This window comes from Pseudomonas sp. ICBG1301 (assembly GCF_016918385.1).
Classification (GTDB): domain Bacteria; phylum Pseudomonadota; class Gammaproteobacteria; order Pseudomonadales; family Pseudomonadaceae; genus Aquipseudomonas; species Aquipseudomonas palleroniana.
In genome coordinates, this window is sequence record NZ_JAEKGB010000004.1 from 513,681 (window position 1) to 535,763 (window position 22,083).

The window sequence follows — 22,083 nt, forward strand, 5'->3', positions numbered from 1 at the left end:
CAAGCCCCCTCCCACAGTTGTTTCTGCGTTGTGTCAGTCGGACCAGGGGGCTTTTCTGGAGTTGTTCAGCTCAGCCAGGTAACCATCCCCACCCAGCTGGCTCATTTGCTGGCGAATCCAAGCTGCCCGTCTTGCCACATAGGCTGTTGGATGACTTGCACTCCATACTCGTGGGTTGGGCAGCACTGCAGCCAGATAACTGGCCTGCTGGCGAGAAAGCGCCTTGGCACTCACTCCAAAGTGATGCTCTGCTGCCGCTTGCGCACCAAATACCCCTTCATCCCATTCCACGCTGTTGAGGTACACCTCAAGAATCCGCTGCTTGGGCCACAACACCTCGATCAGCCCAGTGAACCAGGCTTCCAGGCCCTTGCGGAAATAGCTGCGGCCGGCCCACAGGAACAGGTTCTTGGAGACCTGCTGGCTCAGGGTACTGGCACCGCGAATGGAGCCGCCGCGCTCGTTATGCAGAATCGCCGCCTGGATCGCGCCGAAATCAAAGCCCCAGTGTTGCGGGAAGCGCTGGTCTTCACCGGCCATCACCGCCACTTTCAGTTCATCGGAGATCTCATCCCACGGCACCCAGGTGCGCTGCAGGTCAATCGGCTCGCCATCAATCCAGGATTCGATCTTGCGCTCCACCATCAGCGCCGTGAACGGTGGCGGCACGACACGCAACAGCAGCACCAGCAATACACTGCCGATGGCAAACCATTTCACGACTGTGAGGAAACGCTTGAAGAGGAAACGCAGCATAGAGATGGCTTGGCCGAACCCGTTGAGCGGGCCATTATACAGACCCGGCCCTTTGAGTCTGACTGGAGTTCCTCATGCTGCGTAGCTTTCTGATGCTGGCTGCCTTTTTCGGCTTTACCGGGGTCGCCCTGGGGGCTTTCGCCGCCCACGGCCTGAAAAACCGCCTGAGCGCCGAGTACCTGGCGATCTTCCATACCGGCGTGACCTATCAGTTGGTGCATGCCCTGGCGCTGTTCGGCGTGGCGTTGCTGGCTGCGCATATCCCGGGCCGATTGGTGACTTGGGCGGGGCTCTCATTTACCGTCGGCATCCTGCTGTTCTCCGGCAGCCTGTATGTACTGACCCTGACCGGGATCAGCAAACTGGGGATCATCACGCCATTTGGCGGGCTGGCGTTTCTGCTCGGATGGTTCTTCCTTGGCTTGGCCGCGTGGCGCTTGCAACTGACCGCTTGACGCTTGGAGCTGACCTTGAGGTCTCAATCGCGCTAGAATGCTGGCCCCTAAAAACGATGACGGCCCGTGGCATGCGCATTCTGTTGAACGGCGAATCCTTTGAACTGCCCGACGGTGAAACCGTTGCGGCCCTGCTGACCCGCCTGGACCTGACCGGGCGTCGCGTCGCAGTGGAGCTCAACCTGGATATCGTCCCGCGTAGCCAGCACGCCGAGACCGCGCTCACCGAAGGTGACCAGGTCGAAGTGGTCCACGCCATCGGCGGCGGCTAGCCGTCAGGCGCTCAATCGCGCCAACCCGCATTCTGCAGAACCTCACCCCATTTCGAGGATTTCCCATGAGCATCGTTCGTAGCGACAAGCCCTTCGTTCTGGCCGGTCGTACTTACCAGTCCCGTCTGCTGGTCGGTACCGGCAAGTACCGCGACATGGAAGAAACCCGTCTGGCCATCGAAGCCTCGGGCGCCGAGATCGTCACGTTTGCCGTGCGCCGCACCAACCTGGGCCAGATCGAAGGCGAGCCGAACCTGCTCGACGTGTTGTCGCCGGATCGCTACACCTTCCTGCCGAACACCGCCGGTTGCTACGACGCCATTGAAGCCGTGCGTACTTGCCGCCTGGCCCGTGAGCTGCTCGACGGCCATAACCTGGTGAAACTGGAAGTACTGGCCGACCAGAAAACCCTGTTCCCCAACGTGATCGAAACCCTCAAGGCCGCTGAAACCCTGGTCAAGGAAGGTTTCGACGTGATGGTCTACACCAGCGATGACCCGATCATCGCGCGCCAACTGGCAGACATCGGCTGCATCGCCGTGATGCCGCTGGCCGGTCTGATCGGTTCCGGCCTGGGTATCTGCAATCCGTACAACCTGCAGATCATCCTTGAAGAAGCCAATATCCCGGTATTGGTGGATGCGGGCGTGGGGACTGCCTCCGACGCCACCATCGCCATGGAACTGGGCTGCGACGCGGTGCTGATGAACTCGGCCATCGCCCATGCCCAGCAACCGGTCATGATGGCTCAAGCCATGCAACATGCCATCGTCGCGGGTCGCCTGGCGTATCTCGCCGGCCGCATGCCGAAAAAACTCTACGCCAGCGCCTCCTCGCCGCTGGATGGTCTGATCAAGTAAGAGCTATTGATGACTGAATCAAACGAAACGCCAAACACCGTGGAAGAAGGTGACGAGTCCAAGCACCGCCGTATCAAGAGTTTTGTGATGCGCGCCGGTCGCATGACCGAAGGCCAGCAAAAGGGCCTGGAGCAGGGCACGCCGCTGTTCGTATTGCCACTGGCTGACGCGCCGGTGGATTACGACCAAGTGTTCGGCCGTTCGGCCCCGCGTTCCCTGGAAATCGGCTTCGGCATGGGTCACTCCTTGCTGGAAATGGCCGCCGCTTCGCCGGAACAGGATTTCATCGGTGTGGAAGTACACCGTCCGGGTGTCGGCGCGCTGCTTAATGGCGTATTGACCCAGGGCCTGACCAACCTGCGAGTCTATGACTGCGACGCGATTGAAGTGCTCAACCGCTGCATCGCCGACAACAGCCTCGATCGCCTGATGCTGTTCTTCCCTGACCCGTGGCACAAGGCTCGTCACCACAAGCGTCGCATCGTCCAGGCTTCCTTCGCGGAACTGGTACGCAGCAAGCTGAAAGTGGGCGGTATCCTGCACATGGCGACCGACTGGGAGCCGTATGCCGAATACATGCTGGAAGTGATGAACGTCGCGCCCGGCTACCGCAACCTGGCCGAAGACGGCAAGTGCGTGCCACGCCCGGCCGAGCGTCCGATCACCAAGTTCGAACGCCGCGGCGAGCGATTGGGGCATGGGGTGTGGGATTTGAAGTTCGAGAAACTGGCCTGACCCGGCTGCAGTTTTGAAATGCGGTAAAAAATGTGGGAGCTTGCTCCCACATTTGTTTTTGCAGTGTGCTTGGAATTAGCGGCGGTCTGCGACAACGCCAATCAACACCAGCACGACCACCAGCACCGGTGCCAGGCTGTAGTTATTGAACTGGCTCAACCCCCGCACAATCCACGGCGTGGCATAGATCAGCGCCGCGCCGCTGCCGATCATGCACACCAGCGCCATCAGCGGTACGCGCAAAGCGCCAGCAATGCTGCCCAGGCGCGCTTCGACCCAACCCTTGATGTCGGCGCCGAACAGCACCAGCAAACAGCCCACGAGGGCCAGGGAGATTTCCGACAGGTTGCTACGGCTCCAGCGGGACACGGTGGCGAGCAGGTCGAGTACCAAATCCATGTGATTTCCTTAAGAGCGATCAGCTCAAAAACTTCTGCAACAGGTCATTGAGAAAAAGTTGCCCGCGGTCGGTCGCCGCCAGGCGTGACGGTTCGACCTGCATTAAGCCACTTTGTTCTGCCTCGCGGCGGCCTTCGTCGAGGCTTGCCAGGTCAAGGCCGGTGCGTTCGGCATAGAGTCTGGCTTCGACACCTTCGGTGAGGCGCAAGGCGTTCATCAGGAACTCGAACGGCAGTTCCTCGTTCGTCAGCTCTTTGGCTCCAGCCTGGAAGCTTTTGGCCGGGTTGAGGTAGTCCTTCGGCGCTCGCGTCTTCCAGGTGCGCACAATACGCCCGTCCGGGTGGCTGAGCTTGCCGTGGGCGCCGGCGCCGATGCCGATAAAGTCACCAAAGCTCCAGTAGTTCAGGTTATGCCGCGCCGGGCGACCCGCCTGGGCATAGGCCGACACTTCATATTGCCGGTAGCCATGTTCAGCAAGCAGCGCCTGGCCGGCTTCCTGGATGTCCCACAGCGTGTCGTCTTCCGGCAGCGCAGGTGGCTGGTTCCAGAATACGGTGTTGGGCTCCAGGGTCAGTTGGTACCAGGACAGGTGCGTAGGCTTGAGCGCAATGGCCTGGCGCAGGTCGCTCAGGGCGTCGTCCAGGGACTGATCGGGCAGGCCGTGCATCAAGTCCAGGTTGAAGTTATCAAAGCCCGCCTGACGCGCCATATCGGCAGCCCGTACGGCTTCATCGCCATTGTGGATACGCCCCAGGGCTTCGAGCTTCGCCTGCTGGAAGCTCTGGATGCCGATGGACAGCCGGTTGATCCCCAGCTTGCGGTACGCGACAAATTTTTCTTGCTCGAAAGTCCCTGGGTTGGCCTCCAGGGTGATCTCGATGTCGTCGGCAAACCGAATGCGCGCTTGCACGCCTTCGAGCAAGCGCCCCAACGCGGCGGCGCTGAACAGGCTGGGCGTGCCGCCACCAAAGAAGATCGAACTCAGCTCGCGGCCATACACCGCATGCAGGTCCTGATCGAGGTCGGCCAGCAAGGCATCCACATACTCCTCTTCCGGCAGCACGCTGCTGGCGGTGTGGGAGTTGAAGTCACAATAAGGGCATTTGCGCACGCACCACGGAATGTGGATGTACAGCGCCAGGGGCGGCAAGTGGGGCAGGGCCGCCCGTGGTGTTCGCGCGCCGCCGTGAATCAGCGGCTGCGCGGAGGTGTTTTGAGTCATTTCAGGCCCAGGCGTTGGCGCAGCAAATCCATTGCGCGGGCGCGGTGGCTGATCTGGTTCTTGTCGGCCGGGCTCAGTTCGGCGCTGGAGACATTGCGCTCCGGTACCCAGAACAGCGGGTCATAGCCAAAGCCGTGTTCACCGCTGGGCGCGTGCAGGATACGCCCGTGCCACAACCCTTCGCAGAGGATCGGCAGCGGGTCGTCGGCGTGTCGCACCAGCGCCAGTACGCACACAAACTGCGCGCCACGCATGGCGTCCGGCACATCCTTGAGCGCGTCCAGCAGCTTGGCATTATTGGCCGCGTCGCCCTTGCCATCGGCATAACGCGCCGAGTAGATGCCAGGGGCGCCGCCCAGGAAGTCCACCGCCAGGCCCGAGTCATCGGCCAGCGCCGGAAGGCCGGAGAGGCGTGCGGCATTGCGCGCCTTGAGGATGGCATTTTCGACGAACGACAGGCCGGTTTCTTCCGGCTCGACCTGGCTGAATTCGCCGATCGAGCGCAGCTGCACGGAGCCACCGAGCATGGCTTGCAGTTCTTTGAGCTTGCCGGCGTTATGGCTGGCCAGTACGAGTTGGGTGAGGTTCATCATTCGGCCGGGAAAAGTTCTTGGACAAAACTGAAACCGTGGGCCTTGCCGCCGGTTTCAACATTGATGGTGAAGGTCTTGAATTCCTGCTGCGGCACCGAGTAGGGCGCGAGGTAGTTGGTTACGCCTTTTTCGGTGATCTGCTTGAAGGTCAGTACTTCGCTCTTGCCGAGCGAGTCCTTGATGGTGCCGGTCACTTGCGCCGCCACGGGCGTCACGCCCTTGAACACCGACACGTTGATCAAGCCCTTGTTCTTGCTGCGCACTACGCCCACTGCCTGGGCGGTTTCCGGCTGCAGGAAGCTGGAGGTGAAGGTGTTGTAGCGCACGGTGATATCGCCGAATTCCTTCGTGCGATTAGGGTCGATAACGTCGGCGGCCATGGCGTTGACGCCAAGCAGTGCGGTCAATAGAACAACAGCCAAACGGCTCATGTGCGTCCCTCTGGAAAATGATTAGACGGCAATCTTATGGTCGGCCAGGCCAGGACTACTGACCCGGTAAATCCCGATTTCTCCCAACAGGTTCGGCCACAGCTTACTCGCCCAACCGTGGCGGTGCTGTTGATCGACGGCAAGGCGGTTGATCACCTTGGCTTCACGCTCGCCGCACAGGGCTTCGAAGTCTTCGAAGGTGCAGAAGTGGATGTTGGGCGTGTTGTACCACGTGTACGGCAGGAAGTCCGAGACCGGCATGCGGCCCTTGGTCGCCAGGTACCAGCGGCAGCGCCAGTGGCCGAAGTTGGGGAAAGTGATGATGCACTGGCGGCCCACGCGCAGCATTTCGTCGAGGATGCGGTCCGGGTAGTGCACCGCCTGCAGGGCTTGGGTCATCACCACGATATCGAAGCTGTTGCTGGCAAAATTGCCCAGGCCCTTGTCCAGGTCCTGCTCGATCACGTTGATGCCCTTGGCCACGCACTGGGCGATGTTGTCCGGGTCGTTTTCCAGGCCATAGCCGGTGACTTGCTTGTTGTCACGCAGCCAGCTCAGCAGTTCGCCGTCGCCGCAGCCCAGGTCGAGCACGCGGCTGCCGGCGGGTATCCAGTCTTGGATGATTTCCAGGTCAGCTCTCATGGCGTTCTCATACAGTAATACGGTTCATGTAGTTGCCGAACGCCTGCAAGTAACGCGGGATCGGGATCAGGAAGGCGTCGTGGCCTTGCGGAGCGTCAATCTCCAGGTAGCAGACGTCCTTGCGTGCCGCCATCAGCGCGTCCACCAGCTCGCGGGAGCGGGCCGGCGAGAAGCGCCAGTCGGTGGTGAATGACATCACGCAGAACTTGGCCGTGGCATTTTCGAAGGTTTTCGCCAGGTCGTCGTCGTGGTTGGCCGCCGGGTCGAAGTAGTCCAGGGCCTTGGTCATCAGCAAGTAGGTGTTGGCGTCGAAACGCCCCGAGAACTCCTCGCCCTGATAACGCAGGTAGCTTTCCACCTGGAACTCGACGCTGTGGAAGTCGTAGTTGAGCTTCTCGCTCTTGAGGCCGCGACCGAATTTCTCGCCCATGGAGTCATCGGACAGGTAGGTGATATGCCCCACCATCCGCGCCAGCATCAGGCCGCGCTTGGGGATCACACCGGCTTCCTGGAATGAACCGCCGTGGAACTCGGGGTCGGTGAGGATGGCCTGGCGCGCGACTTCGTTGAAGGCGATGTTCTGTGCCGAGAGTTTTGGCGCCGAGGCAATGGCCAGGCAATGGCGCACGCGATCCGGGTAGGTGATGGTCCATTGCAGGGCCTGCATTCCGCCCAGGCTGCCGCCGATCACCGCAGCCCATTGGCCGATGCCCAGCAGGTCGGCAAGGCGAGCCTGGCTGTGTACCCAGTCTTCCACGGTCAATACCGGGAAGTCGGCACCGAAGGGTTTTCCGGTTTCCGGGTTGATACTGCTCGGGCCGGTAGAACCGTTGCAGCCGCCGAGGTTGTTCAGGCTGACCACGTAAAACTTGTTGGTGTCGATGGGCTTGCCGGGGCCGATGCAACTGTCCCACCAGCCGGGCTTGCGATCATCGGCAGCGTGGAAGCCCGCCGCGTGGTGATGGCCGGACAGGGCGTGACAGATCAGCACGGCATTGCTCGCCGTGGCGTTCAGTTGGCCGTAGGTTTCGTAGATCAGGTCGTAGGCGGGCAGCGAGCGGCCACAGGCCAGGGCCAGCGGCTCGCTGAAGTGCGCCACTTGGGGTACGACCAGTCCAACGGAATCGGGGGGAAAGGCAGCTGGCATCGACCCTGCTCTCGTTTAAATGAGGCGTAAGTCTAAAGAGCGCTGCACCCAGCGGCAAGCAAACCCTTCCCGGCGGATCGTTCCCACGCTCTGCGTGGGAATGCCTTTTGTGATGCTCTGCGTCACGCTTCGGGACGCGGAGCGTCCAGTGCTGCGTTCCCACGCGGAGCGTGGGAACGATCGTTGCGTGTCAGATCAGGCCGAACAGTTCCTTGGGCATGAACGCGTAGTAAGCCAGGCGTGGAATCACCCAGCTTTGCAGGAGCTGGATCGCGATAAACGCGAAGATCGGCGAGATATCCAGGCCGCCCAGGTTAGGGATCAAGCGGCGGAAGGGCGCCAGCACCGGCTCGGTGATCTGGTACACCAATTCGGCGCCCGGGCTGCGGCTGCCAGGTGCGACCCACGACAGGATCACGCTGATGATCATCGACCAGAAGAGGATCTTCAAAAACAGCGAGAAAATGCCGATCAGGCCCCACGGCAACAACAACACCGTGTTGGCCTGGTAGCCGTTGAGCAGCAGGATCACGGCGAACAGCAGGATCTGCAGCAGCAGCGCCAGCACCAACGAAGACATGTCCAGGCCGAACATGCTCGGGATCACCCGGCGCAGTGGCTTGAGCAGCGGTTGGGTGGCCTTCACCACGAACTGGCACAGCGGGTTGTAGAAGTTCGCCCGCACCAGTTGCAGGATAAAACGCATCAGCACGATCAGCAGGTACAGGCTGCCCAGGGTCTGGATGATGAAAATGGCAGCGTCATTGATTCCGAGCATGTTGGTTTCCTAATGAAGGGGACGACTATTTGCCCAGCTGTTCGGCCATTTCAGCCGAACGATGCGCCGCGGCACCCAGTGCTTTTTCCACCAGGGCTTCAAAGCCCCCGGCCTGGAAGGATTCGATGGCGGCCTGCGTGGTTCCGCCTGGGGAGGTTACGCGACGGCGCAGCTCGGCGGCATCCACCTCGCTGCCGACGGCCATGTGCGCGGCCCCCAGCGCGGTTTGCTCGGCCAGTTGTTCAGCTACTTCGTGGGACAGGCCCAGCTTGACGCCGGCGGCGGTCATGGCCTCGATCAGCAGGAAGAAGTACGCCGGGCCGCTGCCGGAGACGGCGGTGACGGCATCCAACTGCTGCTCCTGTTCCAGCCACAGGGCGCTACCCACGGCGGACAGCAGCTCCTGGGCCTGGTCGCGTTGTTCGGCGCTGACGCTGGAAGTTGCATACAGGCCGCTCACGCCCTGGCGCAGCAGCGCCGGGGTGTTGGGCATGCAGCGCACAATCGGCTGGGCGCCGAGCCATTGGCTCATGCTGGCGCACGTGATGCCGGCAGCTATCGACACCACCAGTTGCTGCGGTTGCAGGCTCGGGCGCAGGCTTTCGCACACGGCCTTCATGGCTTGCGGCTTGACCGCTAGCACAATCACGTCGACGCCCTGGATGGCTTCGGCGTTGTCGGCGAACGTTTCGATACCGTGCTCGGCGCTGACGCGGGCACGGGTTTCGGCACCGGGGTCGCTGGCACGGATCTGCTGGGCTTGCAGGCCCTTGGCCCGCAGGCCGCCGATCAGGCTGGCCGCCATGTTGCCGGCGCCGATAAAGGCAATACGCGTGTTGCTCATGACAGGTCCTTATTCAGAGAGAAGTCAGCCATTTCACGGCTGGCCGTAGTCGCGGGCGCCAAACAGGGCGGTACCGATCCGCACCCAGGTGGCGCCTTGGGCGATCGCCGACTCAAGGTCATGGCTCATGCCCATCGAAAGTGTGTCGAGCGGGAGGTTCAAGCTCGCTTGCAGGTCTCTGACCGTTGCGAACGCCGCATCTTGCGCCGCGCGGTCTTCAGTCGGCTCGGGGATCGCCATCAACCCGCGCAGCTTCAAGCGTGGCAGGGCGCTGATGGCATGGGCCAGGGCCGGCAGGTCGGCGGGCGTGCAGCCGGACTTGCTGGCTTCGCCACTGACGTTGACCTGGATGCAAATGTTCAGCGGCGGCAGGTCGGCCGGGCGTTGTTCGGACAGGCGTTGTGCGATTTTCAAGCGGTCCACGGAATGCACCCAGGCGAAGTTCTCGGCGATCGAGCGAGTCTTGTTCGATTGAATGGGGCCGATGAAGTGCCAACTCAAGGGCAGGTCGGTTAATTCGGCCTGTTTGCCCAAGGCTTCCTGCAGGTAGTTTTCGCCAAAGTCGCGCATTCCGGCGGCAAAGGCTTCGCGCACGGCTTGCGCGGGTTTGGTCTTGCTCACGGCCAGCAGATGGATGCTGTGTTCATCACGTTGCACGGCATGGGCCGCGGCACGGATCCGCTCGCTAACCAAGCCAATGTTGTCTGCTATCGTCGACATTCAAGATGCACCCGTGGATATGGAGTCCGCGGCATTCTACTGGAAATGGAAAGCCCTATGGATATCACGCAATTGCTCACGGCCAGCGTGCGCCGTGGCGCCTCCGACCTGCATTTGTCCGCCGGTCTGGCGCCGATGCTGCGCATCGATGGCGAAGTCTGGCCCCTGGAGGGGTCGGTACTTTCGCCACCGCAAGTTGCGGACTTATTGAGCCCTTTGCTCAATCAACACCAACAAAAGGATTTCGAAACATCTCTTGAAACGGATTTTGCATTTGAATTGCCTGGCGTGGCGCGCTTCCGGGCCAATGTGTTCCGACACGATCGCGGCATGGGGGCGGTGTTTCGTACCATTGCTCAGGTGCGAAGCCTGGAAAGCCTGGGCCTCGGGGAGGTGTTCCAGCGTATCGCCCAATTGCCTCGTGGGCTGGTACTGGTGACCGGGCCGACCGGGTCGGGCAAGTCCACGACACTGGCGGCGATGATCGACCACCTCAACCAGCATCGGCGCCAGCACATCCTCACCCTCGAAGACCCTATCGAATTTATCCACAAACCCAAATCGGCGTTGATCAACCAGCGGCAGGTGCACCGTGATACCCACAGCTTCTCGGCGGCCCTGCGTTCGGCGTTGCGCGAAGACCCGGATGTGATTCTGGTGGGAGAGCTGCGCGACCTGGAAACCATCCGCCTCGCGCTGACGGCGGCCGAGACCGGGCACCTGGTCCTGGGCACCCTGCACACCGCGTCCGCGGCGAAAACCGTGGACAGGCTGGTGGATGTATTCCCGGCGGGGGAAAAGGCCATGGTGCGTTCGATGCTGTCGGAGTCTTTGCAGGCCGTGGTGTCCCAGGCGCTGGTCAAGAAGATCGGCGGCGGGCGGGTAGCGGCTCACGAGATCATGCTGGGCACGCCGGCCATTCGTAACCTGATCCGCGAGGACAAGGGTGCGCAGATGGTTTCAGCGATCCAGACCGGTGGGACATTGGGGATGAAGACGTTGGATATGAGCTTGAAGGCGCTGGTGAGCGAGGGGCTGGTCAGCCGGGAGGCTGCGCGGGAGCTGGCGAGGGTTCCCACAGACATATAGCTTCTGGGGGCCAGTGAAAGCCAAAATGTGAGAGGGGGCTTGCTCCCGATAGCAGAGTGTCAGTCAACACATGTTTGACAGATCTACCGCTTTCGGGAGCAAGCCCCCTCCTACATTTACTGCATTTCAGCCTGAGATCAGCGTTGTACCACGCGCAGGTTGTTCTGCTCTTTAGGCAGGACCCGCTTGGCGATCACGTAGTTCTTGTCCCAGAACGGTTTTTTCAGCGTGTCGATGCTGACCGACTTGCCACGACGCGGTGCGTGGATGAAGCGGTCGTTGCCCAGGTAGATGGCGACGTGGTTGACCTGGCGGCTCTTGAGTTTGAAGAACAACAGGTCGCCCGGTTTCAGGTCCTTGCGATCTACCTTCAGCCCGTGGCCGGCAGCCATGGCGTTGGAGGTGCGTGGTAAATCCACCGCTTTGACGTCATTAAATGCATATTTCACCAAACCACTGCAGTCGAACCCTTTACTTGGGCTGCTTCCGCCCCAACGATAAGGAGTACCCAGCACGTTGACGGCGCGGCTGAGCACGGTGCTGCTTTGCTTGCCGTTCGCGGCCAGTTGGGTATGAAGCGTTTTACCGTGGGCCTTGCTCACTTGAGTCGGGCGGTTGACGGTCAGCTTTACCGACTTGGCAGTGCTGGGTGTGCTGTGGACTTTAGGGGTGAAACCGTTGACGTTCGGAAGTCGTTGCTCACGATTGGTGGCGTGGGCGGCCAGTGGCATTAATAGGCAAATGGTTAGCCATGTCTTGAAAAATGGTCGCATTAGGCGTGGCTCATATAGGTTTGCGCGCAACTTTATAACAGCTTTTTGTGCCGTTCTCAGGCCGTTTGTCGACTGAACCTTGGGGTCAAATACAGGAAAAGCGCGACGTTTTATCGCAATTGTCCTACACAAGTCAGGCGGTACAAGGCTTTGAGGGGAAGGAAGATACCATTTGCCGTACGTCGGGCGCCCGTAAAAAAGTCACAAAGAAAGTGAAAAAATTTATCTATCGAGGCAAAAGAGGTACTTCATGAACACCTATCGACAGGATGTTTCGCAGCAAGACACCCACAGCAAGGTGATTGGTTACCTGCTCTGGATTTTCGGTTTTACCGGTGCCCATCGCTTCTATTACGGCAAACCGGTCACCGGTACGATCTGGTTTTTCACCTTCGGCCTGCTGGGTATCGGCTGGCTGATCGACTTGTTCCTGATCCCGGCCATGGACCGTGAAGCCGACCTGCGTTTTACCGCTGGGCCCATCGAATACAACGTGGCCTGGGTACTGCTGGCATTCCTGGGGGTGTTTGGTTTGCACCGCATGTACCAGGGCAAATGGATCACCGGCCTGATCTACCTGCTGACCGGCGGTTTGTTCCTTGTGGGGGTGTTGTATGACTTCTGGACGTTGAATACCCAGATTTCCATCCGCAATGCCGAGCGCATTAGCGGCCGTTGAGCTTGCTATCCATAGCGAGATCCAAATGTGGGAGGGGGCTTGCTCCCGATAGCGGTGGATCAGCCAGTTTTTCTGTAGCTGACCCACTGCAATCGGGAGCAAGCCCCCTCCCACACTTGAGGTGTGAACGATTAAATCGGGTAGGTGATCCGCCCATCCACCAGGGTGTAACGCACCGTCGCCGGCAGGCTATGGCCGATGAACGGGCAGTTTTCGCCCTTGGACAGCCAGTGTTCCCCGGCTACCGTGGAACTGCCTGTGTCAAACAGCACCAGATCCGCCGCAGCCCCCACCGCCAACTTGCCTACCGGCAAGCGCAGCGCCTGGGCCGGGCCTGTGCTCAGGCGTGCCAGCAATGTCGGCAAATCGAGCAAACCTTCATCGACTAACGTCATGGCCAGTGGCAGCAGCAACTCGACGCTGCTGATGCCCGGCTCTGTCGCGCCGAAGGGTGCCAGTTTGGCATCGCGCTCATGGGGTTGGTGATGGCTGGAGATCGCCGACACCACGCCGGACTTCACCGCCGCCCGCAAACCTTCACGGTCGGCACGGGTGCGCAGTGGCGGCTGCACGTGATACAGGCTGGAGAAGTCGATCAGCGCCTCATCCGTCAGGATCAGTTGATACAGCGCCACATCCGCCGTCACCGGCAAGCCACGGGCCTGGGCCTGCGCGATCAAGGCGACGCCCCGGGCGCTGGTCAGTTGGCTGAAGTGTGCGCGTACGCCGCTTTGTTCCACCAGCAGCAGGTCGCGGGCCAGGGCGACGGTTTCGGCGGTCTCCGGGATGCCCGGCAAACCGAGGAAGCTGGCGACGGCGCCTTCATGGGCCAGGCCGCCTTCGGCCAGGTCGTGGTCCTGGGAGTGGAAGACCACCGTCAGGTCGAATGTGGCCGCGTATTCCAGGGCGCGTAACAGCGTGCGGGTGCTGCGAAAGCTTTCCAGCCCATTGCCGAAGGCCACGCAACCGGCGTCGCGCAGGGCGATCAGCTCGGCGAGTTGCTCACCGTCCAGGCCCTTGCTCAAGGCGCCGACAGGGAACACTTTGCAATTGCCGGCTTCGCGGGCGCGGTCGAGGATCAACTCGGTCACGGCCGAGGTATCCAGTACCGGCTTGGTATTCGGCGGGCAGCACAGGCTGGTCACGCCACCGGCGGCGGCGGCGCGGGTTTCGCTGGTGATGTTGCCTTTGCGGCTGTAGCCCGGTTCACGCAGGGCGACGTTCAGGTCCACAAGGCCCGGAGCGGCCACCAGGCCCTTGGCGTCGATGGTCTCGTGGGCGCTGAAACCGCTGGGCGCGGCACCGATGGCGATGATCTTGCCGGCTTCCAGGTGAAGATCGACAACTTGATCCAGGCCACTGGCCGGATCGATGACACGGGCGCCGAGAATGCTGAGCTTCACTGGGCGTTCTCCTGCTCGAATTGACGTTGCGCGGTTTGCCCGCTCATGGCCATGGACAGTACCGCCATGCGGACCGCGATGCCGTAGGTCACCTGGTTCAAGATCACCGACTGCGCACCGTCGGCCACCGCCGACTCAATCTCCACGCCACGGTTGATCGGGCCTGGGTGCATCACTATGGCATCCGGCTTGGCGCCGGCCAGGCGCGTAGTGGTCAGGCCGAACAGGCGGTAGAACTCGCCTTCGCTGGGCAGCAGGCCACCAGCCATGCGCTCGCGTTGCAGGCGCAGCATGATCACCACATCTACATCCTTGAGCCCTTCGGTCATGTCGGTATAGACCTTCACGCCGTATTGCTCGATGCCGATGGGCAGCAGGGTTTTCGGGGCGATCACACGGATGTCCGGGCAGCCCAGGGCTTTCAGGGCGAGCATGTTCGAGCGTGCAACCCGCGAGTGCAGGATGTCGCCGACGATGGCCACCGAGAGGTTTTCAAAGCTGCCCTTGTGCCGACGAATGGTCAGCATGTCGAGCATGCCCTGTGTCGGGTGGGCATGACGGCCGTCGCCGCCATTGATGATCGCCACCTGCGGGCATACGTGCTCGGCGATGAAGTGCGCGGCGCCGGAGTCGCCGTGGCGGACCACGAACATGTCGGCGGCCATGGCTTCCAGGTTACGCAGGGTGTCGAGCAGGGTTTCGCCCTTGCTCGCCGACGAGGTGGACACGTTCAGCGTGATCACGTCGGCCGACAGCCGTTGGGCGGCCAGTTCAAAGGTGGTGCGGGTGCGGGTGGAGTTCTCGAAGAACACATTACAGATCGTCTTGCCGCGCAGCAGCGGGACCTTCTTCACCGCCCGGCCACCGACTTCGAGGAACGAGTCGGCCGTGTCGAGGATTTCGGTGAGCAGTTCGCGGGGCAAACCGTCGAGGGACAAGAAGTGTTGCAACTGACCCTGAGCATTGAGCTGCAGCGGGCGCTTGGCATCTAGAGGCGTCATCGCGGGGACTCTTTACAAGGCGGTTTAAAGGGCGAGGTCTTGCAGTTCGAGTTCGAGCGGCGTGGGACCGGACAATTTTACCCGCTGGTGGGCCTGCAGCGACAGTGTGGCACCGACCACATCCGGGCTGATCGGCAATTCGCCAGCATCCAGGTCCAGCAGGCACACCAGCGTCACGCTGGCTGGGCGACCGTAGTCGAACAATTCGTTCATGGCGGCACGGATGGTGCGTCCGCTCATCAGTACGTCGTCGATCAACACCAGGTGCTGGCCTTCAATCTCGAACGGCAGGGCCGAAGGGCGTACTTGCGGGTGCAGGCCGTTCTGGCTGAAGTCGTCGCGGTAGAAGGACACGTCCAGAGTGCCGAGCGGCGACTCGCTGCCCAGCGCTTCCAGCAAGGCTTGAGCCACCCAGACACCGCCGGTGCGGATGCCGATGAAGCGCGGTTCGCTGATGCCGCGGTGTTGCAGATGGGCCGTAAGGCGCGTCGCCATCTGGCTGATCAGGTCGGCGGGATTGGGCAGGCTCATGGGTGCTCCTTCTAGGTCTCGCGCTGGCAAGATCCGGGCTCAAACGTAAAAAGACGCGGCAAGCCGCGTCAGTCAGGATTCAAATAAAGCGGTGTTTTCGTCCAGCCAACCCTGCAGCAACAGGGCGGCGGCAATAGCGTCCACGGGGTTGTCGCGGTAGCTGCCTTTCTGGCCGCCACGGTCGCGGCGCTCGCCCTTGGCTTCAAAGGTGGTGAGGCGTTCATCATGGGTATAGAAGGGCAGGTTGTAGCGCCCATTGAGGCGGCGGGCGAACTTTTCGGCGCGCAGGCACATGTCGCTGGGGGTACCGTCCATGTTCAAGGGCAGGCCGACCACGACGGCGTCGGGTTTCCACTCCTTGATCAGGGCTTCGACCTGGTTCCAGTCCGGCACGCCGTTCTGGGCTTTCAAGGTACACAGCTCGCGGGCCTGGCCGGTAATCACCTGGCCGACCGCTACGCCGATCTGTTTGGTGCCGTAGTCAAAACCGAGGATCAGACGCAAAGCCATCAGGCGTGCCCCGCCTGGCTGGTCAGCAGGTTGAGGTTGACGCGCAGCTTGGCGGCGGCCGCTTCCAGGCGCAGTTCACTGGCGGTGTTGAACAGAATGTCGGCATCGAAGGGGCAGGTCAGCCAGGCGTTACTGGCCAGTTCCGCCTCCAGTTGCCCGGCCTCCCAGCCGGCGTAACCGAGGGTGATCACGCTTTGCTCAGGGCCAACGCCGTCGGCAATGGCGAACAGCACATCCTGGGACGTGGACAACGACACACCTTCCAGGTCGACCGTGGCCTGGAACTTCGGCCCGGTGGGGTGCAGCACAAAACCGCGATCGGTTTGTACCGGCCCGCCGATGTAGATCGGTACGCCCTGGCAGCGGGCCGGTGGGTCAACCTCCGGTCGCAGTTGCTCGAGGATGTCGGCCAGGTTCAGCTCTTGCGGGCGGTTCACCACCAACCCCATGGCACCCTTGGCGGTGTGCTCGACGATATAGGTCAGGGTCTGCGCAAAGTTCGGGTCGGCCATATGGGGCATGGCGATCAGGAATTGGTGCTTGAGGTAGGTCGGGTTGACGTTTTTCATGTCCACTAGTGTGGCGTTGGAGGGGCTAACTGACAAGCTGGGGATGTGCGGCAAATGGCAATTGTCATCAATTGCTGGACAACCGATCACCCCGGGCAAACTTCCAGGTGCGGATGATTTCCAGGCGGTCCACGTCGTTCAAGTCACCGCTGAACGGCGCAAAGGGCGCTGCCAGGCGCACGATGCGCTGGGCGGCCTGGTCGAGCAGGGGCTGGCCGGACGACTCCAGCACTTGCACTTCATAGAGCGTGCCGTCGCGGTTGATCGACACCAGCAAGCGAAGATTGCCGTAGATCTGCTGGCGCCGTGCCTCATCCGGGTAATTGAGGTTGCCGATGCGTTCGACCTTCTTGCGCCACTCGTCCTTATACCAGGCACCCTTGTCGCGCATGGTCGAGGCAGCGTTCAAGCGATAGATGCGTGGGCGCTTGGCATAAAGTTGTTGTTCGTTGGCCAGCTCCGCCTCCAGGCTGGAAATCTGGTCGGAGAGCTGCGAGCTGTCGAAAGTCGGCGCCGGTTTCACCGGCTCGGGTTGCGGCTCGGTCTTGGTCTTCTCGCGCTGGGCCGGGGCTTTTTGCGGTTTGGGTGCGACGGTGGTCACGGCAGGTTTGGGCGTGGCTTGCTTGACCTCGGGCTTGGGCGTCGGCGGTGGGGTGACTTTATTGACCTTGTTGTCCTGGAATGGCGCCACTTCGGTGGTCTTGGGCACCGCTTTCTTGTCCAGGGTGCCGCTGCCTTGCTGGTTTTCCTGTGCCAGAAAGTCTGCTTTCTCGGGCTTTTTCTCGCTCTTGAACGTGGCGAGGGTGATCTCCAGGGTCTTGGTGATCTGCTTGGGTTCGGCGAAAGTGAAACCCAGGCCGAGGAGCAATGCGAGGTGGACCAGTGCCGCGAGGAACAGGGTAAATCCGAGCCGATCAGCCGGGCGCACGCCGCTGTGGGAGAGTTCGGGGGGCAGATTGGACGGGAGGGTCATGGCAAGAAAACCAACATCGCGCGTTTCACAGGTGGCGCATGATAACGCAATGTTGGTTTGTGTCCGGCTGTTCTATGTCACTTGGCTTGTAGCTTGCGCTCAATCGCCGCCATCAGCATTTCGCCGATATTCGTGCCGAAAGCATTGTCGATCTCGCGAATGCAGGTCGGGCTGGTGACGTTGATTTCGGTGAGGTTTTCGCCGATGACATCCAACCCGACGAACAGCAGGCCCTTTTCACGCAGGGTGGGGCCGACCTGGGCTGCAATCCAGCGATCCTTGTCCGACAGAGGGCGCGCTTCACCGCGCCCCCCGGCCGCCAGGTTACCGCGCGTCTCGCCCGCCGCCGGGATGCGTGCCAGGCAATAGTCCACCGGTTCTCCGTCGATCATCAGGATGCGTTTGTCGCCGTCCTTGATCGCCGGCAGATAGGCCTGGCCCATGATCTGCTGGGTGCCCAGGGCGGTCAGGGTCTCCAGGATCACCGACAGGTTCGGGTCGCCGGCGCGGTGGCGGAAGATCGACGTACCGCCCATGCCGTCCAGCGGCTTGAGGATCACGTCACCGTGCTTGGCGGCAAATTCACGCAATACATCGGCGCGACGGCTGACCACGGTCGGCGGCGTGCACTGTGGGAACAGCGTGGCGAACAGCTTTTCATTGCAGTCACGCAGGCTCTGCGGCTTGTTGACGATCAGTACCCCGGCGCGCTCGGCCTGCTCCAGCAGGTAGGTGGAGTAGACGAATTCCATGTCGAACGGCGGGTCCTTGCGCATCAGGATCACATCCAGATCGCTCAGCGGGCTGTCGATTTCGTCCGCAAGTTCGAACCACTTCTCAGGGTTGGCAAACACCTGCAGCGGGCGCATGCGTGCGCGGGCCTCGCCGTCGCCCTGGTACAGGTCGCGCTGCTCCATATAGAACAACGTCCAACCGCGGGCCTGGGCGGCCAGGAGCATGGCCAGCGAGCTGTCCTTTTTATAGGAAATGCTGGCGATAGGGTCCATGACAATGCCGACGCGAACGCTCATGGGGGATTTCCTCTAGCAAATAAGGGCGCATAAAAGTGGCGTCAGAGTGGCGCTGCGGCTGTTGTGGGTCAAGGAAAAACCACTGGGCGGGCCGCTCGATAGATTGCGCCCTGAGACTGTGCTAAAAAGACTGCCACGGCGCAGCAGCCCTCCAATTCCAAGGCTTCTGGCGTTCATCCTGTGCAACATCAGGCAGTACACACCGAAAACCGATTCGCTGTGGCGATGGTAGAGCAGATATGGAACAGCATTCCCACGCCTTGAGAGTGATGGTGATCGACGATTCGAAAACGATCCGCCGCACCGCCGAGACCCTGTTGAAGAACATGGGGTGCGAGGTCATCACGGCCATCGATGGTTTTGATGCCTTGGCGCGGATCGTGGATCATCACCCGCACATTATCTTCGTCGACATCATGATGCCGCGCCTGGATGGCTATCAGACCTGCGCACTGGTGAAGAACAACCCGGCGTTCAAGTCGATCCCGGTGATCATGCTGTCCTCCAAGGATGGCCTGTTCGACAAGGCCAAGGGGCGTATCGTGGGTGTCGATCAGTTTTTGACCAAGCCTTTCAGCAAGGAAGAGCTGCTGAGCGCGATCAAGGCCTACGTGCCTGCCTTCGCCGCAGTAGAACAAGCACACTGATACCGCCTCACAAGGGCCGGCATCCATCAAAGTAATGGGGAAAACCATGGCACGTGTTCTGATCGTCGACGATTCGCCGACCGAAATGTACAAACTGACCGGCATGCTGGAAAAGCATGGCCACCAGGTACTGAAAGCCGAAAACGGCGCGGACGGCGTGGCCCTGGCCCGCCAGGAAAAACCCGACGCCGTGCTGATGGACATCGTGATGCCGGGCCTCAATGGCTTCCAGGCCACCCGTCAGTTGTCCAAGGAGCCGGAAACCAACGGCATCCCGATCATCATCATCACCACCAAAGACCAGGAAACCGACAAGATCTGGGGCGCGCGCCAGGGCGCCAAGGATTACCTGACCAAGCCCGTGGATGAAGACACCCTGATCGCCACCCTGAACAAGGTGTTGGCCGGCTGACGGTTCACCATCATGACCGAGTCGCAAACCGCCTTCGAGTTGCTGCTGGACATCGACCGCCGCTGCCGCCTGCTGGCCGCCGACCTGCCGTCCCAGGAAACCCGCCAGCAGCGCTGGAGCGGGATCGCCTTTCGCGTGGGGCCGAACGGTTATGTGGCGCCCATGGGCGAAGTCGCCGAGGTGCTGCATGAACCGCGTTGCACCTTGATGCCCGGGGTCAAACCCTGGGTCAAGGGCGTGGCCAACCTGCGCGGGCGCCTGCTGCCGGTGATGGATCTGGGTGGGTTCCTCGGCCTTGAGCGGTCACCGGCACCCAAGCAGCGGCGGGTGCTGGTGGTGGAGTTCAACGACCTGTTCGTCGGTCTGCTGGTGGATGAGGTGGTGGGCATGCAGCATTTCGCGCAAGACGCATTGATGGCGAGCGCCAACCCCGGCGCGCCGTATATTCAAGGCCAGTTCGACGGCGACCCGCCGTGGCAGGTCTTCAGCCCCTTCGCTTTGGCCCAGGCCCCAGGTTTCATGGATGTTGCCGCATGACCACCGCTACCACGTCCAAACCCGAGGCTGGGTCGCGCAGCCGTTCGCAGATCATCGTGCTGTTTATCGCGTTGATCGTGTTCATCATGCTGCTGTTTGCCAACTTTGCGTACCTCAACACCCAGTCCACCTACGACAAGCAGTACATCGGCCACGCCGGTGAATTGCGCGTGCTGTCGCAGCGTATTGCCAAGAACGCCACCGAAGCCGCCGCCGGCAAGGCCGCGGCGTTCAAGTTGCTGGGCGATGCGCGCAATGACTTTGCCCAGCGTTGGGGTTACCTGAAAAAAGGCGACCCGCAAACCGGCCTGCCGGCGGCACCCCACGCCGTGCGTGCCGAAATGCGTGCGGTGCAGACCGACTGGGAAGCGCTGCTGAAAAATACTGACGCGATCCTTGCCAGCGAACAGACCGTGCTGTCCCTGCACCAAGTGGCTGCGACCCTGGCCGAGACGGTGCCGCAGTTGCAGATGGAGTCGGAAAAAGTCGTCGACATCCTGCTGCAACGCGGCGCCCCGGCCAGCCAGGTGGTGTTGGCCCAGCGCCAGTCGCTGTTGGCCGAACGTATCCTCGGCGCGGTGAATACCGTGCTGGCCGGCGACGACACCTCGGTACAGGCCGCCGATGCCTTTGGCCGCGATGCCAACCGTTTCGGCGAAGTGCTCAATGGCATGCTCCAGGGCAACCCGGGGTTGCGCATCAGCCAGGTCGAGGACCACGACGCCCGGGCGCGGCTGGCGGAAATTGCCGAGCTGTTCGAGTTCGTCTCCGGCTCCGTGGATGAGATCCTTGAAACCTCGCCGCAACTGTTCCAGGTACGGGCCTCGGCGAGCAATATCTTCAACCTTTCGCAAACCCTGCTCGATGAAGCCTCGCACCTGGCCACCGGCTTTGAAAACCTCGCCGGCGGGCGCAGCCTCGACACCATTGGCGGCTACGTGCTGGGCCTGCTGGCGCTGACTTCGATCATCCTGATCGGCTTGGTGATGGTGCGCGAAACCAACCGGCAGCTGCATGAAACCGCCGAAAAGAATGAGCGCAACCAGAACGCGATCATGCGTCTGCTCGATGAAATCGAAGATTTGGCCGACGGCGACCTGACCGTCACGGCCTCGGTGACCGAAGATTTCACCGGCACCATTGCCGACTCCATCAACTATTCCGTGGACCAATTGCGCGACCTGGTCGCCACCATCAACCTCACGGCCGGGCAAGTGGCCGGTGCGGTGCAGGACACCCAGGCCACCGCCATGCACCTGGCCCAGGCTTCGGAGCACCAGGCCCAGCAGATCGCCGAGGCCTCCACCGCAATCAAGCAAATGGCCCAGTCCATCGATCAGGTGTCGGCCAATGCCGCCGAATCCTCGGCGGTGGCCGAGCGCTCGGTGGAGATTGCCAACAAGGGCAACGAGGTGGTGCACAACACCATCCACGGCATGGACAACATCCGCGAACAGATCCAGGACACCGCCAAGCGCATCAAGCGCCTGGGTGAGTCGTCCCAGGAAATTGGCGATATTGTCAGCCTGATCGACGACATCGCCGACCAGACCAACATCCTCGCCCTCAACGCCGCGATCCAGGCGAGCATGGCCGGGGATGCCGGGCGCGGGTTTGCGGTGGTGGCCGATGAAGTACAACGGCTGGCCGAGCGTTCGTCGGCCGCGACGCGGCAAATCGAGACCCTGGTGCGCGCGATCCAGGCCGACACCAACGAAGCCGTGATCTCCATGGAACAGACCACCACCGAAGTGGTACGTGGCGCGCGACTGGCCCAGGACGCCGGCGTCGCGCTGGAAGAGATCGAGGGCGTATCGAAAACCCTGGCGGCGCTGATCCAGAGCATCTCCAACGCGGCGCAACAGCAGACGTCGTCGGCTGGGCAGATTTCCCTGACCATGAACGTGATCCAGCAGATCACCACCCAGACGTCGTCGGGTTCCACCGCCACCGCTGAAAGCATTGGCAACCTGGCGAAAATGGCCAGCCAGTTGCGCAGGTCGGTATCCGGGTTCACCTTGCCGGCGGCCAAGCAAACTGATGATTGAAACGCGATGCAACTGTGGGAGGGGGC

The 22,083-nt window shown here is 61.6% G+C and carries 28 protein-coding genes; 10 read left to right on the forward strand and 18 right to left on the reverse strand.

Annotated features, from left to right (window positions below; genetic code table 11):
• Nucleotides 1-33: 33 nt before the first annotated feature.
• On the reverse strand, nucleotides 34-756 hold the full coding sequence (gene mtgA, locus JBE38_RS12440; protein ID WP_205344383.1) for a monofunctional biosynthetic peptidoglycan transglycosylase: 723 nt from the start codon (nucleotides 754-756) through the stop codon (nucleotides 34-36).
• 74 nt (nucleotides 757-830) lie between these two features.
• Between mtgA and JBE38_RS12445 the strand changes: the two genes are divergently transcribed.
• From JBE38_RS12445 to trmB, 4 genes are all read left to right on the forward strand, one after another.
• A complete protein-coding gene (locus JBE38_RS12445; protein WP_090368212.1) occupies nucleotides 831-1,211 on the forward strand; it encodes a DUF423 domain-containing protein in 381 nt (126 codons plus the stop codon).
• Nucleotides 1,212-1,282: 71 nt separating this feature from the next.
• Nucleotides 1,283-1,483 carry a sulfur carrier protein ThiS gene (gene thiS, locus JBE38_RS12450; RefSeq protein WP_031320180.1) on the forward strand — a complete coding sequence of 67 codons (201 nt, stop codon included), beginning with the start codon at nucleotides 1,283-1,285 and terminating at the stop codon, nucleotides 1,481-1,483.
• A gap of 65 nt (nucleotides 1,484-1,548) precedes the next feature.
• Complete coding sequence (locus JBE38_RS12455; protein WP_090368216.1) at nucleotides 1,549-2,343, forward strand: thiazole synthase; 795 nt, start codon at nucleotides 1,549-1,551, stop codon at nucleotides 2,341-2,343.
• Between the two features lie 9 nt (nucleotides 2,344-2,352).
• On the forward strand, nucleotides 2,353-3,078 hold the full coding sequence (gene trmB, locus JBE38_RS12460; protein WP_060753471.1) for a tRNA (guanosine(46)-N7)-methyltransferase TrmB: 726 nt from the start codon (nucleotides 2,353-2,355) through the stop codon (nucleotides 3,076-3,078).
• A 75-nt stretch (nucleotides 3,079-3,153) separates the two neighbouring features.
• Here the strand turns inward: trmB and JBE38_RS12465 are convergent, their stop codons facing one another.
• The 9 genes from JBE38_RS12465 to JBE38_RS12505 form a co-directional block, all read right to left on the reverse strand.
• On the reverse strand, nucleotides 3,154-3,477 hold the full coding sequence (locus tag JBE38_RS12465; RefSeq protein WP_016972961.1) for a DUF3392 domain-containing protein: 324 nt from the start codon (nucleotides 3,475-3,477) through the stop codon (nucleotides 3,154-3,156).
• Nucleotides 3,478-3,496: 19 nt separating this feature from the next.
• Nucleotides 3,497-4,699 (reverse strand): radical SAM family heme chaperone HemW, encoded by a 1,203-nt coding sequence (gene hemW, locus JBE38_RS12470; RefSeq protein ID WP_090368218.1) that lies wholly within the window; start codon nucleotides 4,697-4,699, stop codon nucleotides 3,497-3,499.
• Nucleotides 4,696-5,292 (reverse strand): RdgB/HAM1 family non-canonical purine NTP pyrophosphatase, encoded by a 597-nt coding sequence (rdgB, locus tag JBE38_RS12475; RefSeq protein WP_060753469.1) that lies wholly within the window; start codon nucleotides 5,290-5,292, stop codon nucleotides 4,696-4,698. Before rdgB ends, hemW begins: the two co-directional genes overlap by 4 nt.
• Nucleotides 5,289-5,723 (reverse strand): DUF4426 domain-containing protein, encoded by a 435-nt coding sequence (locus JBE38_RS12480; RefSeq protein ID WP_090368220.1) that lies wholly within the window; start codon nucleotides 5,721-5,723, stop codon nucleotides 5,289-5,291. The genes rdgB and JBE38_RS12480 overlap by 4 nt, the downstream gene beginning before the upstream one ends.
• A gap of 21 nt (nucleotides 5,724-5,744) precedes the next feature.
• Nucleotides 5,745-6,365 (reverse strand): methionine biosynthesis protein MetW, encoded by a 621-nt coding sequence (gene metW / locus JBE38_RS12485; protein ID WP_060753467.1) that lies wholly within the window; start codon nucleotides 6,363-6,365, stop codon nucleotides 5,745-5,747.
• Nucleotides 6,366-6,372: 7 nt separating this feature from the next.
• On the reverse strand, nucleotides 6,373-7,512 hold the full coding sequence (gene metX, locus JBE38_RS12490; RefSeq protein WP_090368222.1) for a homoserine O-succinyltransferase MetX: 1,140 nt from the start codon (nucleotides 7,510-7,512) through the stop codon (nucleotides 6,373-6,375).
• A 190-nt stretch (nucleotides 7,513-7,702) separates the two neighbouring features.
• Entirely contained in the window at nucleotides 7,703-8,290 is a 588-nt protein-coding gene (locus JBE38_RS12495) for a YggT family protein (RefSeq protein WP_060753465.1), read from the reverse strand.
• Nucleotides 8,291-8,315: 25 nt separating this feature from the next.
• Complete coding sequence (proC, locus tag JBE38_RS12500) at nucleotides 8,316-9,134, reverse strand: pyrroline-5-carboxylate reductase (RefSeq protein WP_090368224.1); 819 nt, start codon at nucleotides 9,132-9,134, stop codon at nucleotides 8,316-8,318.
• Nucleotides 9,135-9,167: 33 nt separating this feature from the next.
• A complete protein-coding gene (locus tag JBE38_RS12505; RefSeq protein WP_205344384.1) occupies nucleotides 9,168-9,854 on the reverse strand; it encodes a YggS family pyridoxal phosphate-dependent enzyme in 687 nt (228 codons plus the stop codon).
• Between the two features lie 57 nt (nucleotides 9,855-9,911).
• Here JBE38_RS12505 and JBE38_RS12510 point away from each other — a divergent pair, with 57 nt between their 5' ends.
• Complete coding sequence (locus JBE38_RS12510; RefSeq protein WP_205344385.1) at nucleotides 9,912-10,943, forward strand: type IV pilus twitching motility protein PilT; 1,032 nt, start codon at nucleotides 9,912-9,914, stop codon at nucleotides 10,941-10,943.
• A gap of 137 nt (nucleotides 10,944-11,080) precedes the next feature.
• Here the strand turns inward: JBE38_RS12510 and JBE38_RS12515 are convergent, their stop codons facing one another.
• Nucleotides 11,081-11,716, reverse strand: coding sequence for a C40 family peptidase (locus tag JBE38_RS12515; protein WP_060753461.1), 636 nt, complete (start codon nucleotides 11,714-11,716; stop codon nucleotides 11,081-11,083).
• Between the two features lie 250 nt (nucleotides 11,717-11,966).
• Between JBE38_RS12515 and JBE38_RS12520 the strand changes: the two genes are divergently transcribed.
• On the forward strand, nucleotides 11,967-12,395 hold the full coding sequence (locus JBE38_RS12520; RefSeq protein WP_060753460.1) for an NINE protein: 429 nt from the start codon (nucleotides 11,967-11,969) through the stop codon (nucleotides 12,393-12,395).
• 131 nt (nucleotides 12,396-12,526) lie between these two features.
• Here JBE38_RS12520 and JBE38_RS12525 read toward each other — a convergent pair whose 3' ends face one another.
• From JBE38_RS12525 to gshB, 7 genes are all read right to left on the reverse strand, one after another.
• A complete protein-coding gene (locus tag JBE38_RS12525) occupies nucleotides 12,527-13,798 on the reverse strand; it encodes a dihydroorotase (RefSeq protein WP_104994927.1) in 1,272 nt (423 codons plus the stop codon).
• The gene (locus JBE38_RS12530) at nucleotides 13,795-14,799 is read right to left on the reverse strand and encodes an aspartate carbamoyltransferase catalytic subunit (protein WP_205344386.1); all 1,005 of its coding nucleotides are present in this window, start codon (nucleotides 14,797-14,799) and stop codon (nucleotides 13,795-13,797) included. The genes JBE38_RS12525 and JBE38_RS12530 overlap by 4 nt, the downstream gene beginning before the upstream one ends.
• Before the next feature lie 24 nt (nucleotides 14,800-14,823).
• On the reverse strand, nucleotides 14,824-15,330 hold the full coding sequence (gene pyrR / locus JBE38_RS12535; protein WP_060753457.1) for a bifunctional pyr operon transcriptional regulator/uracil phosphoribosyltransferase PyrR: 507 nt from the start codon (nucleotides 15,328-15,330) through the stop codon (nucleotides 14,824-14,826).
• Between the two features lie 72 nt (nucleotides 15,331-15,402).
• The gene (gene ruvX, locus JBE38_RS12540; RefSeq protein ID WP_003195067.1) at nucleotides 15,403-15,840 is read right to left on the reverse strand and encodes a Holliday junction resolvase RuvX; all 438 of its coding nucleotides are present in this window, start codon (nucleotides 15,838-15,840) and stop codon (nucleotides 15,403-15,405) included.
• Entirely contained in the window at nucleotides 15,840-16,409 is a 570-nt protein-coding gene (locus JBE38_RS12545; RefSeq protein ID WP_060753456.1) for a YqgE/AlgH family protein, read from the reverse strand. The genes ruvX and JBE38_RS12545 overlap by 1 nt, the downstream gene beginning before the upstream one ends.
• Nucleotides 16,410-16,476: 67 nt before the next feature.
• Nucleotides 16,477-17,382 carry an energy transducer TonB gene (locus tag JBE38_RS12550; RefSeq protein WP_060753455.1) on the reverse strand — a complete coding sequence of 302 codons (906 nt, stop codon included), beginning with the start codon at nucleotides 17,380-17,382 and terminating at the stop codon, nucleotides 16,477-16,479.
• 77 nt (nucleotides 17,383-17,459) lie between these two features.
• On the reverse strand, nucleotides 17,460-18,413 hold the full coding sequence (gene gshB / locus JBE38_RS12555) for a glutathione synthase (RefSeq protein WP_016976046.1): 954 nt from the start codon (nucleotides 18,411-18,413) through the stop codon (nucleotides 17,460-17,462).
• A 239-nt stretch (nucleotides 18,414-18,652) separates the two neighbouring features.
• Between gshB and pilG the strand changes: the two genes are divergently transcribed.
• The 4 genes from pilG to JBE38_RS12575 are packed head-to-tail and all read left to right on the forward strand — an operon-like array spanning nucleotide 18,653 to nucleotide 22,057.
• Entirely contained in the window at nucleotides 18,653-19,060 is a 408-nt protein-coding gene (gene pilG, locus JBE38_RS12560; protein WP_060753454.1) for a twitching motility response regulator PilG, read from the forward strand.
• A gap of 46 nt (nucleotides 19,061-19,106) precedes the next feature.
• A complete protein-coding gene (pilH, locus tag JBE38_RS12565) occupies nucleotides 19,107-19,472 on the forward strand; it encodes a twitching motility response regulator PilH (RefSeq protein WP_003234583.1) in 366 nt (121 codons plus the stop codon).
• Nucleotides 19,473-19,484: 12 nt separating this feature from the next.
• Nucleotides 19,485-20,009: a chemotaxis protein CheW gene (locus JBE38_RS12570; RefSeq protein WP_090368232.1), complete on the forward strand. Its 525-nt coding sequence runs from the start codon at nucleotides 19,485-19,487 to the stop codon at nucleotides 20,007-20,009.
• Nucleotides 20,006-22,057, forward strand: a complete 2,052-nt coding sequence (locus JBE38_RS12575; protein ID WP_060753452.1) for a methyl-accepting chemotaxis protein — start codon at nucleotides 20,006-20,008, stop codon at nucleotides 22,055-22,057. The genes JBE38_RS12570 and JBE38_RS12575 overlap by 4 nt, the downstream gene beginning before the upstream one ends.
• The last annotated feature ends 26 nt before the right edge of the window (nucleotides 22,058-22,083 follow it).

Coding starts and splice junctions, on each gene's coding strand:
- JBE38_RS12515 (WP_060753461.1), bottom strand. CDS start 11,716: ATGCGACCATTTTTCAAGACATGGCTAACCATTTGCCTATTAATGCCA.
- JBE38_RS12530 (WP_205344386.1), bottom strand. CDS start 14,799: ATGACGCCTCTAGATGCCAAGCGCCCGCTGCAGCTCAATGCTCAGGGT.
- metW (WP_060753467.1), bottom strand. CDS start 6,365: ATGAGAGCTGACCTGGAAATCATCCAAGACTGGATACCCGCCGGCAGC.
- JBE38_RS12480 (WP_090368220.1), bottom strand. CDS start 5,723: ATGAGCCGTTTGGCTGTTGTTCTATTGACCGCACTGCTTGGCGTCAAC.
- metX (WP_090368222.1), bottom strand. CDS start 7,512: ATGCCAGCTGCCTTTCCCCCCGATTCCGTTGGACTGGTCGTACCCCAA.
- pilG (WP_060753454.1), top strand. CDS start 18,653: ATGGAACAGCATTCCCACGCCTTGAGAGTGATGGTGATCGACGATTCG.
- JBE38_RS12520 (WP_060753460.1), top strand. CDS start 11,967: ATGAACACCTATCGACAGGATGTTTCGCAGCAAGACACCCACAGCAAG.
- ruvX (WP_003195067.1), bottom strand. CDS start 15,840: ATGGCTTTGCGTCTGATCCTCGGTTTTGACTACGGCACCAAACAGATC.
- gshB (WP_016976046.1), bottom strand. CDS start 18,413: ATGAGCGTTCGCGTCGGCATTGTCATGGACCCTATCGCCAGCATTTCC.
- JBE38_RS12575 (WP_060753452.1), top strand. CDS start 20,006: ATGACCACCGCTACCACGTCCAAACCCGAGGCTGGGTCGCGCAGCCGT.
- JBE38_RS12505 (WP_205344384.1), bottom strand. CDS start 9,854: ATGTCGACGATAGCAGACAACATTGGCTTGGTTAGCGAGCGGATCCGT.
- JBE38_RS12455 (WP_090368216.1), top strand. CDS start 1,549: ATGAGCATCGTTCGTAGCGACAAGCCCTTCGTTCTGGCCGGTCGTACT.
- JBE38_RS12445 (WP_090368212.1), top strand. CDS start 831: ATGCTGCGTAGCTTTCTGATGCTGGCTGCCTTTTTCGGCTTTACCGGG.
- mtgA (WP_205344383.1), bottom strand. CDS start 756: ATGCTGCGTTTCCTCTTCAAGCGTTTCCTCACAGTCGTGAAATGGTTT.
- pyrR (WP_060753457.1), bottom strand. CDS start 15,330: ATGAGCCTGCCCAATCCCGCCGACCTGATCAGCCAGATGGCGACGCGC.
- proC (WP_090368224.1), bottom strand. CDS start 9,134: ATGAGCAACACGCGTATTGCCTTTATCGGCGCCGGCAACATGGCGGCC.
- pilH (WP_003234583.1), top strand. CDS start 19,107: ATGGCACGTGTTCTGATCGTCGACGATTCGCCGACCGAAATGTACAAA.
- JBE38_RS12545 (WP_060753456.1), bottom strand. CDS start 16,409: ATGAAAAACGTCAACCCGACCTACCTCAAGCACCAATTCCTGATCGCC.
- trmB (WP_060753471.1), top strand. CDS start 2,353: ATGACTGAATCAAACGAAACGCCAAACACCGTGGAAGAAGGTGACGAG.
- rdgB (WP_060753469.1), bottom strand. CDS start 5,292: ATGATGAACCTCACCCAACTCGTACTGGCCAGCCATAACGCCGGCAAG.
- JBE38_RS12510 (WP_205344385.1), top strand. CDS start 9,912: ATGGATATCACGCAATTGCTCACGGCCAGCGTGCGCCGTGGCGCCTCC.
- thiS (WP_031320180.1), top strand. CDS start 1,283: ATGCGCATTCTGTTGAACGGCGAATCCTTTGAACTGCCCGACGGTGAA.
- JBE38_RS12465 (WP_016972961.1), bottom strand. CDS start 3,477: ATGGATTTGGTACTCGACCTGCTCGCCACCGTGTCCCGCTGGAGCCGT.
- hemW (WP_090368218.1), bottom strand. CDS start 4,699: ATGACTCAAAACACCTCCGCGCAGCCGCTGATTCACGGCGGCGCGCGA.
- JBE38_RS12570 (WP_090368232.1), top strand. CDS start 19,485: ATGACCGAGTCGCAAACCGCCTTCGAGTTGCTGCTGGACATCGACCGC.
- JBE38_RS12495 (WP_060753465.1), bottom strand. CDS start 8,290: ATGCTCGGAATCAATGACGCTGCCATTTTCATCATCCAGACCCTGGGC.
- JBE38_RS12550 (WP_060753455.1), bottom strand. CDS start 17,382: ATGACCCTCCCGTCCAATCTGCCCCCCGAACTCTCCCACAGCGGCGTG.